This window comes from Sporolactobacillus nakayamae (assembly GCF_900113325.1).
Classification (GTDB): Bacteria; Bacillota; Bacilli; order Bacillales; family Sporolactobacillaceae; genus Sporolactobacillus; species Sporolactobacillus nakayamae.
Window position 1 is genome coordinate 1 of record NZ_FOOY01000011.1, and the last position, 12318, is coordinate 12318.

The following is a 12318-nucleotide window of genomic DNA, read 5'->3' on the forward strand; positions in this document are numbered from 1 at the left end:
TCAATTGAGGGCTGAATAAAAGCTAAGAACCGTCGGAACGACGGGGTTCGCCTGCTCAAAGAAATGAGCCGCTACCCAATGATAAGTCGTGTTGGGCAAGCTTATTGTTCGCAGGAACTTTTGATTGAGAGATCAGAAGCCCGCGACTTTAGTCGTGGGAGGTTCACGTGGTGATTATATTATAATGTACAATAAGTTAATTTTAGTATACTATTTTCAGATAATATTCACACGGAAAAAATAGAGAAGCGAGGGAATGAAGATGCTTCATCGAAAAAAGTCGGCGTTGAAAACAGCGGGCGCGGAGGCACTGCCGCTGGCTATTGCGATTGCTGCCTATGGCATGTCCTATGGTGTTCTTGCCACGCAAGTGAACTTTACTTTGCTTACGACCGTTGCTATGTCTGTGTTTGTGTTTTCCGGATCTGCTCAGTTGGTTGCAGTGGCAATGCTGGCCGGTGGGGCAGGGACAGCGAGCGTTCTGCTGACCGTTATTTTACTGAATCTGCGCAACCTTCTTTATGGAGCGGCATTATCGGAGGGGCTTGCACCCGCGAAAAAATGGACACGCCTGCTCGCTTTCGGTATATCGGATGAGCCGTTTGTCTTAGCGAGCGCGCGCTTCAAGAAAGTCGGCCCGGATCCTTTTTATTTCGCTGTCGTTGCCGGTATCTTTTACATTGCGTGGATCCTTGCGGCACTGTTCGGAGCGCTCATCGGCAATCAGCTTGATCCGCAGAAATGGGGTCTTGATCTCGCTTTTCCGGCAACGTTCGCGGCACTGCTTGTACCCGGATTGAAGGGAAAACCGGTCATTGGGACAGCGCTCGCCGCGGTGGTTATTGCGCTTGTCCTTGAATTTATTAAACCGGGGAATGAGCTCACGATTATTATGACCGGTCTTTTCGCACCGCTCGTCGGACTCTATTTACATAAAAGGGGGCGTGCGCATGCTTAATCAGTGGCTTTTGATCGGTGCGCTTGCGCTCGTCACCTATTTGTCTCGTGTGATCGGACTTGAATTTATGTCGCGCTGGAAAATGAATGCGACGCTTCGTCTGTATTTCACCTATGTCCCGATCGCAATTATTTCGGCACTGCTCGTGAAACAGATCGTGCTGCCCGTTCATGGCGGCTTAACTCTATCGATTCCTGTTTTACTCAGCTGCATCGGCACGGCTGCCATGATCCTGCTGACGAAACGTTTTTTGCCATCTGTAATGATCGGTGTACTGATCGGCGTGCTGTTCCGATATTTTTTTTCCTAATAAGCTATGGTTTAAGCTCAATCTATTGTGTTTTGGCTAAACGTACGTTAATATAAATCGTAACAATTACGATTTATATTAAGGAGGAACCTGTCATGGCAAACAAAACTAAACTTTCGAGTGCGCGCAGGGAACTGAAAAGTCCAAACAAAAAGACGCATCGACGCGCGCTCAAAATGATTAAGCAAATGAAACACTTGAAAAAAGGATGACCCCTTTAACGAATACTTGGGAGGTTTCAGCATGGCTGTACCAAAACGGAGAACATCGACGACACGAAGAAACAAGCGTAGAACGAACAAAGGCTTGAGTGTCCCGCCGCTTTCGCGTGATCCGCAAACAGGTGACTATCACCTTTCCCACCGCGTTGGTAAAGACGGTATGTATAAAGGCGAACAAGTGATTGAACAGAAAAAATAAGAGCACGCCAAGTAGAAAAGACGACCTGTATCTTCATTTTTGACGATACGGATCGTTTTTTCTTTTTACAAAAATTCGCATGAAAGCGTTTTTATTATATAATGAAGGAAAACATGTCAATCATGAAGAATTATTTAGAGAGGTGAACCCAATGGGACGGCGACGTGAAAGAATTTATAGTGAATTAGCCAAACGATGCGCTCAGTTTGATAAAAAGGCGCTTATGGAAACCTCAGGAATCACAGCTTCCGACCTTGCCGAGGTTCTTGACATCATGCGAAGCAATGTCAGTTCAGAACTGAATGAGCTGGTCAGAGAAAAGCGTGTCATCAAGTTTGTTACTCGCCCGGTACTGTACGTGCCGGCTGAACTCATACGATCACAATTTGGCGATGTGGTTAGAGAGTATGAGGTAAAGGCTGCTTCTCTCAAGGAATTATTGAATCAAGAGAACACTCATGATAAAAATGAGGATCCCTTTTCACATCTTATTGGTGCAGATAAAAGCTTAAAAAACAGCGTGAAGCAGGCAAAATCGGCGATTGTCTATCCGCCGAGAGGTTTGCATACGCTGATTCTTGGTCCCACAGGTTCCGGGAAGACGCTGTTTGCACATATGATGTATAATTATGCGCAATCCATCGGCCGAATCAATGAGAAAGCACCGTTTGTCGATTTTAACTGTGCGGATTATTACAATAATCCGCAGCTGCTGATTGGGCAGCTGTTCGGTTATATAAAAGGTGCGTTTACAGGTGCGGCACGTGATCAGGATGGAATAGTTGCCAAGGCAGACGGAGGAATTTTATTTCTTGATGAAATTCACCGTCTGCCCCCGGAAGGACAGGAAATGCTGTTCTATTTTATGGATACCGGCCGCTACAGTAAATTAGGCGAGACGGGGAATAAGCGAGAGGCACATGTTCTGATTATCGGGGCGACGACTGCTGATCCGGAATCGGCACTGCTGCAAACCTTCTTGAGACGAGTACCGGTCATGATCAACATTCCGAACTTCCAAAGCAGAAGTATAAGCGAGCAAATAGAGCTGACTAAATTCCTGCTTTCCAGAGAAGCACATCGCACAAGCCATAAGTTTCATGTAAGCTCCGATGTGATCAAGGCACTGATCGGCAGCGTCACCTTTGGAAATATCGGTCAGCTGAAATCGAATGTGCAGCTGATCTGCGCGCAAGGATTTCTCGACAGTATGAATAACGACTTTGTCCAGCTTGATGCAAAAATGCTGCCGGCGGAAATGCAGGAAGGCTTGCATCGAATCTCGCATCAGCCTCAAATCAACCAGCAACTGAATAAACAGCTCCCGCTATTTCTCATTGTAACCGGAAGCAAGGATCCATTGCTTACTGACATCGATCAGTATGAACCGCCTTTTGATTTATACAAAATGATTTCGGGAAAATACGATTCACTGACACAAGAAGGCTTGTCCACGCACGATGTGCGCAAGTTTATTGCCGAGGATATTAAAGATCAGGTAAAGAAATTTTATCAGAAGACAGCGAAAGATATGTTGACGGCGGTTGTGGATCAACGGATTCTGGGACTCTCGAAAGATCTGGAGGCAATCTGCACACAGGTACTTGGCGAACACTTAAGTAGTCAATTTGTTTCCCTATTATCTGTCCACCTTTCTTCATTTCTTGAGCATCCGTTGCGCAAAATTGACTGTTCTCCCGATGTGAAGCAGACGATGTTTACCTATGCGCAAAAGGATTATGAGGCGGCAGGAAATATAGCAAAACTAATTGATGAGCGGCTTCATGTGGAACTGCCTGAGGTAGAGATTATTTATATTGCTTTTCTGCTTGGTTCGTTCGTTGAACTGTCGCAGCAGCGCAATGTCGGTATCGTTGTTGCAGCGCATGGTCCGCATACGGCAAGCTCAATGGTAAGCGTTGTAAAAGAATTGATGGGGGATTATCCGATTGAAGCCGTGGACATGCCGCTCAGCTTGAATTTCGGCGATATCTTTGAAAACATTATTCAAGCTGTTCAATCCGTTGATCAAGGTGCGGGCGTCTTAATGATGGTCGATATGGGATCGCTTTACTATTTTGAAGAAAAAATTGCGCATGGTGCAAAGGTACGTGTCAAAGCGATCGATATGGTATCGACACCGATGATTCTGGACGCAGTTAAAAACGCCAACTACCTGCATATGGACTTAAAAGGAATTGTTGATTCACTCTTCAAACTGCGTCAAACGGTTGGCATGGAACGACAAACGACGAACAGTCTGCGTCAAAAAGCCATTTTGACCATCTGCACGACAGGAAGCGGTATCGCAAAGCGAATTAAAAATATTGTCAGCATGTATATTCGCAATATTACGGATGAAGAAATCAGTGTGATTCCCATCTCTATTGAAGGACTATATGACGTAGCACAGAGAATGCAGACGAAATATGATATTGTTGCGAGTATCGGCGCGAAGAACCCCAAGCTTGAAGGTGTTCCTTATATTACCCTGTCTCAATTTGTCGGCGGCGAAGGACAAGAAATACTCCAATCTATTTTAGCGGGGAAATCTCTGCCAATTAAGGATAATCCATCGCATGTTATTGTTAAAGGCGTTTGTGAAGACAGTTTGCAGGATATGCTGATGTATCTTAACCCAAGACGAGCAGTCGCAGCCATTCTTGAATTTAATGATGCAGTAGAAAAAGCGCTGCATCTTCATTTTAAAAATGCGACGCAGATCCGCATCATCATGCATTTGGCCTTCGCACTCGAACGTGAGGTTGCACACACACCGTTGAAATATGAAGGCGAGCTGAGCAGCGAAAAGAAACAGCTGTTTCATCAACTGGAGAAAACGCTAGAAGTGCTCAACTTCAAATTAAATATTCAACTGAGTGAAGGCGAATTTTATTATTTTATTGATATGTTGATTGATGAATTGGGGAAAAACGTATTATTTGCTCGTACTTCACAAATCTAGTGTGTTATTTTGAGTACCGTTCAAAACACAGTGTGTTGTTTTCGACGATTTCAATGATTAGTGAGTTATGAAACAGAACAGTGTATTATTTTTGAAATTTAGTGTGTTGGTTTTTGGAAGCATAATAGAAAAAACGTTTATCAGAGCCTATTTACGGCTCTTTTTTTTTAAAACACAAAATTGGCACGATACTTGCTTATATAAAAGTGTACAGAGAGAAAGGAGGAGAAAAAAGTGGTCGCAATCGTTATTGCTACACATGGAGATCTTTCAGATGCGTTAATGGGCACTGCTAAGATGATCTTCGGAAATATTGAAAATGTTGCTCAGGTCACATTTAAACCAGGGGAAGGTATTGAAAATCTGCTCGACAAATATCAGGCAGCCAGTGAAAGCTTGGAAGATGATCACATTCTGTTCCTTGTCGACCTGTTTGGTGGGAGCCCTTACAACGCGGCGAGCCGCTTTGTTGCAAGAAAGGAAAATATGGATATTGTAACCGGCGTTAACCTTCCGATGTTTGTGGAAGTTCTCGGTAAACGCTTGGCCGGCGGAACGCTTGAGGAACTCGTACAAACAGCCAAGACTGCCGGAGCGGACGGTATTAAATCATTCAAAGAAATTTTTTCACATCAAACATTAGCAAATAGTGCCAAAGAAGACGAGGGAGATGAGTTAGGATGAAAATTAAATGGTTACGTATTGACTCACGATTAATTCACGGACAGGTGGCAAACAACTGGGTAAACCATGTGGGTGCCGGAACGATCATTGCAGCAAATGACAGCGCTGCCAAAGATGATTTGAGAAAAACTTTGCTTCTGCAGGTAGCTCCGGGACGAACAAAGTCCTATGTCATGACGATTGATAAAACAGCGCGCTGCTATAAGAATCCATCCTATGAAAATTTGGATGTACTGCTGGTTGTTGAAACGCCTAAAGATGTACTTCGCCTGATGGATGCTGGTGTGGAAGTCACTCAGGTGAATGTCGGAGGAATTACCTTTAAAGAGGGCATGACGTTAATCTCTGAAGCAGTATCGGTCAGCCCGGAAGACGTTGAAGCGTTTAAAGAGTTAGACAAACGTGGTGTTAAGCTGATTCTTCAACAATTGCCGAACACAAACGCGTCTGACTTTATGAATCGGCTGAAAAGCAAAAATCTATTATAAAAACAAAATAGAGGGAGGGTTTTAGACTATGAATACCATGCAATTTATTTTAGTTATTCTTGTAGCACTTATCTGCGGGATGGCGAGTGTGCTCGATGAGCGCCAATTCCACCGCCCAATTGTCGCATGTACACTCATTGGACTCGTTTTAGGAGATTTGCATACCGGTATTATTCTAGGTGGTAGTCTTGAATTGATCGCACTCGGCTGGATGAACGTTGGTGCCGCAATGGCGCCGGACGCAGCACTAGCCTCAACAATTTCAGCAATCGTTGTTATTGTCGGTCACCAATCCATTGGTGAAGGAATTGCGATTGCTGTACCGCTTGCTGCAGCAGGCCAAGTATTAACCATTTTTGTTCGTACGATTACTGTGTTCTTCCAACATCAAGCCGATCACTTTGCGGCTGAGGCAAATTTTCGAGGGGTTGAATGGTGTCATATAGGAGGCTTGTTCCTGCAGGGCTTACGTGTTGCCATTCCAACTGGAGCAGTAGCTGCAATTGCCGGAACTAGTCTTGTCAGCCAGTGGCTGGATGCCATTCCTCCGGTCGTTACACACGGCCTGCAGGTTTCCGGCGGATTCATTGTTGTTGTCGGGTACGCGATGGTTATTAACATGATGAAGGCACGTTCGCTGATGCCATTCTTCTTCATTGGGTTTACCCTTGCTACATTTATGACAGGCATCAACCTTGTTGGTCTCGGTATTCTCGGTGCATGTGCCGCGGTTGTCTATGTTCAGTTGAACCCGGACTTCCATGACTCAATTAAAGCTCCAGCTGCTGCCACAAATGTCGGATCCGATGACGACGATGTATTAGGATAAGGAGGGTGAAAAAAATGACAGAAGTGAAAAAAGTAGAATCGTTAACGAAAAAAGATATCATCAGTACTTATTTTCGAAGCACATTTATGCTAGGTTCCTTCAACTTCGAACGTATGCAAGCGATTGGTGTCGCGGTGACAATGATTCCGGCGATCAAACGCTTTTACCATAAAAAAGAAGATCAGGCCGCTGCGTTGAAGCGTCACCTTGAATTCTTCAACACGACGCCATGGCCGGCATCAGCAATCTTTGGTGTTACCGCTGCTATGGAACAAAAAAAGGCAGAAGGCGGCGACATTGATGAAGCCGCAATTACCAACGTAAAAATCGGTTTGATGGGACCGCTCGCCGGTATCGGTGATCCAATTTTTTGGGGAACTGCGCGCCCGATCCTTGCAGCTCTTGGCGCTTCGCTTGCTATGAGCGGAAGTATTCTCGGACCGCTGCTCTTTTTCTTCGGAATTAACATCATCCGTATGTTGACGAGATGGTACGGATTTAAGGTCGGTTATACTCAAGGTACGGACATTGTTCAAGACGTTGCCGGCAACCGTCTTAAGAAATTAACGCAAATGGCTTCTGTACTTGGTTTGTTCGTCATGGGATCACTGGTATCAAAATGGACCAGCATTAAAATGCCGCTTGTTCTTGTATCGTACAAACAAGCAGGGAAAGTCGTTGACACAACCATGCAGGGGATTTTAGATTCACTGCTTCCAGGTCTTGTTGCCTTACTGATGACTTTCGGCTGCATGTGGCTGCTCAAGCACAAAGTCAATGCGATCTGGATCATCTTCGGTATGTTTGCAATCGGTATTCTCGGATACTGGGCTGGTATCTTCGGACTGTAAGATGGCTGATACGGTTGCGCGTCACTTGTGCATGATTCATTCATAACTTTTTTGTAAATCGGCTAGGAGGGATTTCGATGTTTAACAGCTTGAAAGCATTTCTACATCCAAACAATAGACCTGAAGGCTATGTGTACAGTTCTTCAAAGTGGGTGACGATCCTAATGGTGATCGGTATCCTGCTCTACACAATCACTGACGGGTGGGGGACCTTGGTCGCCTTATCGCTTGCGGTCGCCTTACTGATCGGACGATACATGCTGGCCAAACAAGCTGCAGGAGATTTTCTTGATATGCACCAAGCCAAAAAAGGCTACGCGAAAACAAGAAATAAAGATTATCTGCGCTTTATTAAAGCCCGCGGCGAGCAGATGCTCAATGACAACAAGGTACTCACGAAAGCTGCCAAGGAAGAAATTCATCAACTTCTAGCCTATGCAGAAAAATATCTCTGATTCTTGCAGCCGGTGACGCTGCCAATATAAGAATAAAAAACGTGAAGGAGCTTAGGTTCCTTCGCGTTTTTGTTTAAACCATGTGAGGTTGGAGAATATGCATAAAAAACGAAAATAAGTTAAATTATTGATGTCACTGTGTATCAAGTCTATTAGAATAAAATTGTCTGGTGAGTAGAGCTGTAGTCAAATTATAAATATCCTGAGGGTCTTTAAAATTACAATTCAGTAATTCCTCTATTTTTTCGATCCGATAGGTCAATGTGTTTCGATGAATAAATAGCAGCTCAGACGCACTTTTATAATTGCAATTTGATTTTAAAAAGCATTCTATTGTTTCCAACAATGCTGTTTGATGTTTTTGATCATATAAAATAATAGGTTCTAAAATATTTGAGAAATACTCATTTAAAGAGTCCAATCTACATTGTGCGAAAAGTTTAATGATACCGCTATTACGATATGAACAAATCGTTTGATTGTTTAATTGTCCTGCCCATAGGGCACACTTTGCTTCCATAACAGACTGGTTTAGGGAGGATTTTAAGGATAATTTATTACTATAACCAATAAATATGGTTGAATTATTGTGAGTTTTAACACGAAAATAACGAATGATATTTAAGAAAAATGTATGATCAATATTTGTATCTAGTTCTGCCAGAAAATAAATTAAACAGCCACTAATTGCGAATAAACCGGTTCTTAAGAAATTTTCTGAAATGAACTTTGCATAACTATGTGTCTGTTCATTTTTTGAACGGCCATTAATAATAATCAAAACATAATGATCGAATTTAGGTAAATGGATTTCACTAATTATTTCCCCAATAGTTCTATCTTTCTTATTTAGCTCTTTAATCATTTTTTCAAATAAACCGCGATCAATTTTGTTATCTTTATTATTTGCGTAGAGATAATCGGAAATGCTTTTTGTGACGTGAATCATTGGGATATCCCACGGCATGGAGAACAGCGGAATAGCAAACTTATTGCAAGCTGCAATTACTGAATTTGGTATTACTGGAATGTAATCTGGACTTGGAAGAATAATTATTCCGGAAATGTTACTAATATAGCATTTATAGATAAATTGTTTTAGACTATTTTCATTCATCTTCATACCTACACCGGTCATAAATAGAATCTCAGATCCTTGAACCCATTTTTCTACATCAAGATTTTGACATATATAGGGCCATCGGACCTGTCGATTTAATCCACTTTTCCCCGCAAGAAAATCAATTTTATTAAATGCTTCAATGCGCATAATATCCTTCACAGTAACCATAATCATTATCATCTCCTTGTATCCTATCCTAATTTAAATGACTTAGCTCAAAAATTTATGTGATATTAGTTATCATAACACGTTCAATTTTAAGCATAGGGGATACTATGCATCATTCATAACGAAATGGGTTAAAAATTGTAACATGATACTAAAGAAAAATATTTTTATAAATATTAGACTATTTATAAAATAATAAACAATAATTTGATAGGAGTTGAAAAAATGATTATTAAAAACTGTCGTTTAAGGAAAAAGAACGGTTTATGGGACATTGAAATTGAAAATGGCATTTTTTCAAAAATTTATACAGCTGGCAGCAACAAAGTGATTAATAATCATAGTGAAATTGTTGATCTTGGCGGAAAACTTGTTACCGCCCCTTTTGTAGAACCGCATATTCATTTAGATTATGTTTTTACGGCAGGGTATCCTCGGAATAATGAAACAGGAAGTTTGTTTGAAGCAATTCAAATTTGGGCAGATCGTAAAAAGCTGAAACCATTTACGAAGAAAGAAATAAAGGAAAATGCATGGAAAGCATTACGGTTATTAATTAAAAATGGGATCCAATTTGTGCGCACACATGTTGATATTTGTGATAAAAGTTTATTGGCATTAGAAGCCATTAAAGAAGTTCAAATAGAAGCCAAAGATATAATTAAGATTGAAATTGTCGCATTTCCTCAACAAGGTATCTATGGATACCCGGATGGAGAAAAGCTTCTTGAAGAAGCAATTCTACACGGTGCAGATGTAATTGGGGGTATCCCACATTATGAAATCACTAGAGAATATGGACTAAAGTCTCTCCGAAAAATCTTTGATCTTGCCATAAAATATGATAAAAAAATTGATGTCCATTGTGATGAAATTGATGATGAACAATCTCGTTTTATAGAAACACTAGCTGCAAATGCCTATGTAAATGGTTTAGGATCAAGAGTGACAGCTAGTCATACAACGGCAATGCACTCCTATAATAATGCCTATTGCTATAAATTATTTTCACTTCTGAAGAAATCGAATATTAACTTTATTTCCTGCCCAACTGAAAGTATTCATCTTCAAGGAAGATTTGATAGTTATCCAAAACGTAGAGGAATTACTCGGGTTAAGGAGCTGCATGATTGTGGATTAAACGTCTGTTTTGCAGAGGATTCGATCATGGATCCTTGGTATCCTGCCGGTTCTGGAAATATTATGAGAATTCTTGATATGGGACTGCATGTTTGTCAAATGATGGGCCATGAAGAAATCGCTAAATCTTTGGATTTAATTACAGATAATGGTGCGAAGACGCTGGGTATTGAAAGCGAGTATGGATTGGATGAAGGAAAACCAGCAAGTTTCATTGTAATAGATGATGAAAACGAATTTGATGCAGTACGTATGCTTAGTCCTGTCATTTTGTCTGTGCATAAAGGGAAGATTATTTATCATAGGCAACAGCACAAAATGCTGAAGATCAATGGTATGGAGGAGGTCACAATATGAGCGATAAAAAGATTATTGAATATTCAGCACTTGACCCTGTTCCAAAGAATCGTCGTACAATGAATTTTTTTGACATGCTGGCTACTTGGACGGGTGCCAATGCTAACAATGGGACTTGGTATGTTGGAGGGGTAGTTGGCGCTGCAGGATTCGGCGGTGCACTTATTGTTACTCTTGTTTCCAATCCGATTGCATATTTATTAATGGCGATTATTGGGTTTATGGGTTATAAAATCGGAACTTCAACAATGTCATTGGTACGCCCATCTCTTGGGATAAGAGGAAGCTATATTTTATCTATTTTTAATGCCTTACAGTACATTGGTTGGACAGCAATAAATACATTTTTGGCTGCAATTTCCATTAGCTTTATTCTGAGTGAACTAATCCAGGCTCCACCATATGGAGCATCCGGTGGTAATAAAACAATGCTTATTGGAATAGTCATTATGACTATTTTACATTTCTTATCCATAATGATGGGTCACAAGTCTGTAAAATTTGTAGAAAGAATTGGTATGGTTCTTATCTTAATTCTTGGTGTATGGGAGATGGTTGCGGTACTCAGTCAAGTTTCACTAGAACAAATCATACATTGGCAGCCTAAAGAAACATCACATATGCCAATAGGAACGGCAATGGACACCATGGCTGCATTCAGTCTTGGCTGGATTCCAGTCATTGCTGACTTTACACGCTATACAAAAAGAAAGGTGGATGCCACAATTGCACCACTGGTTGGCGCAAATATAGGATTGTTCTGGTTTGTTTTTGTCGGACTGGTTTCAACCATCGGAACAGCTTTGTCCACAGGTGTGTATGATCCGAATAATTCAGATCCGAGTACCATTGCAAGTAAGTTAGGACTTGGTGTCATTGCATTTCTAATTATAATATTTACAAGTACAACAGCAAATGCCATTGATTTAATGGGTGCGGGTATATCCATAACTAACTTGAATAAAAAGTTTAAATCCATACCAGCATTGTTTATTTCTACAATCTTGGCTGGAATACTTACTGTTGTACCCCTATATTTTGGCAATTTCCTTGGCGCTTTTGAAACGCTGCTCAATTATATCAATATGGTTTTTGGCCCTATTTTCGGAATTATGATTGTTGATTTCTTTTTACTAAAGAAGATAGACTATTGTGTAGAGGAGCTTGATAAAAAAGGTGGAAAATACTGGTATTTTCATGGATTCAATCTCGCATCTGTATTTTCTTGGGGTATCTGTATTGGATTTTATTTGATAGGAAATCGAATCGGACTATTCTCATCAACAATTGGTGTGACCTTTCCAACCATTGCACTGTCAGCAATTTTATACTATGTTATATCTAAATGTGTAAATAAATTTTCAAGTAATACCAAACAAGAGGGTATGTCTTTGGAAAATAAATAATTCGACTGCACTATGGATCTTTCTGAAGTTTACTAAGGAAAACTTATTTATTGTTTGTCATAATTACGACACAAAATCAATTTGTTTATAAGTCGTACTGCTCATTCTTCATTTTCAATTTTTTATTGGAAAAATGAGCAAGTGTACGACTTGTTTTTATTAGG

13 protein-coding genes are annotated in these 12318 nt (G+C 41.0%); 12 read left to right on the plus strand and 1 reads right to left on the minus strand.

Features of this window, described 5'->3' with window-relative positions; translation table 11 throughout:
- The first annotated feature begins 262 nt into the window (after positions 1-262).
- The 10 genes from BM003_RS08590 to BM003_RS08635 all read left to right on the plus strand — a co-directional run bounded on the left by BM003_RS08590 (position 263) and on the right by BM003_RS08635 (position 7960).
- The gene (locus BM003_RS08590; RefSeq protein ID WP_093672350.1) at positions 263-958 is read left to right on the plus strand and encodes an AzlC family ABC transporter permease; all 696 of its coding nucleotides are present in this window, start codon (positions 263-265) and stop codon (positions 956-958) included.
- Complete coding sequence (locus tag BM003_RS08595) at positions 951-1268, plus strand: AzlD domain-containing protein (RefSeq protein ID WP_093672129.1); 318 nt, start codon at positions 951-953, stop codon at positions 1266-1268. The genes BM003_RS08590 and BM003_RS08595 overlap by 8 nt, the downstream gene beginning before the upstream one ends.
- Before the next feature lie 95 nt (positions 1269-1363).
- Entirely contained in the window at positions 1364-1480 is a 117-nt protein-coding gene (locus tag BM003_RS17620) for a putative metal homeostasis protein (RefSeq protein ID WP_093672131.1), read from the plus strand.
- A 31-nt stretch (positions 1481-1511) separates the two neighbouring features.
- Complete coding sequence (rpmF, locus tag BM003_RS08605) at positions 1512-1688, plus strand: 50S ribosomal protein L32 (RefSeq protein WP_093672133.1); 177 nt, start codon at positions 1512-1514, stop codon at positions 1686-1688.
- Positions 1689-1839: 151 nt separating this feature from the next.
- The gene (locus BM003_RS08610; protein WP_177184720.1) at positions 1840-4653 is read left to right on the plus strand and encodes a sigma-54-dependent transcriptional regulator; all 2814 of its coding nucleotides are present in this window, start codon (positions 1840-1842) and stop codon (positions 4651-4653) included.
- A 234-nt stretch (positions 4654-4887) separates the two neighbouring features.
- A complete protein-coding gene (locus tag BM003_RS08615; protein WP_093672137.1) occupies positions 4888-5337 on the plus strand; it encodes a PTS sugar transporter subunit IIA in 450 nt (149 codons plus the stop codon).
- Entirely contained in the window at positions 5334-5825 is a 492-nt protein-coding gene (locus tag BM003_RS08620; RefSeq protein WP_093672139.1) for a PTS sugar transporter subunit IIB, read from the plus strand. The genes BM003_RS08615 and BM003_RS08620 overlap by 4 nt, the downstream gene beginning before the upstream one ends.
- Positions 5826-5853: 28 nt before the next feature.
- On the plus strand, positions 5854-6654 hold the full coding sequence (locus BM003_RS08625; RefSeq protein WP_093672141.1) for a PTS mannose/fructose/sorbose transporter subunit IIC: 801 nt from the start codon (positions 5854-5856) through the stop codon (positions 6652-6654).
- A 14-nt stretch (positions 6655-6668) separates the two neighbouring features.
- Entirely contained in the window at positions 6669-7505 is an 837-nt protein-coding gene (locus tag BM003_RS08630) for a PTS system mannose/fructose/sorbose family transporter subunit IID (protein ID WP_093672143.1), read from the plus strand.
- A gap of 77 nt (positions 7506-7582) precedes the next feature.
- Positions 7583-7960 carry a hypothetical protein gene (locus BM003_RS08635; protein WP_093672145.1) on the plus strand — a complete coding sequence of 126 codons (378 nt, stop codon included), beginning with the start codon at positions 7583-7585 and terminating at the stop codon, positions 7958-7960.
- A 133-nt stretch (positions 7961-8093) separates the two neighbouring features.
- On the opposite strand, the gene BM003_RS08640 is transcribed toward BM003_RS08635, so the two are convergent.
- Complete coding sequence (locus tag BM003_RS08640) at positions 8094-9251, minus strand: PucR family transcriptional regulator (protein ID WP_177184721.1); 1158 nt, start codon at positions 9249-9251, stop codon at positions 8094-8096.
- A gap of 225 nt (positions 9252-9476) precedes the next feature.
- Here BM003_RS08640 and codA point away from each other — a divergent pair, with 225 nt between their 5' ends.
- On the plus strand, positions 9477-10748 hold the full coding sequence (gene codA / locus BM003_RS08645) for a cytosine deaminase (protein WP_093672149.1): 1272 nt from the start codon (positions 9477-9479) through the stop codon (positions 10746-10748).
- Positions 10745-12154 carry a cytosine permease gene (locus BM003_RS08650; RefSeq protein ID WP_093672151.1) on the plus strand — a complete coding sequence of 470 codons (1410 nt, stop codon included), beginning with the start codon at positions 10745-10747 and terminating at the stop codon, positions 12152-12154. The genes codA and BM003_RS08650 overlap by 4 nt, the downstream gene beginning before the upstream one ends.
- Positions 12155-12318 lie beyond the last annotated feature (164 nt).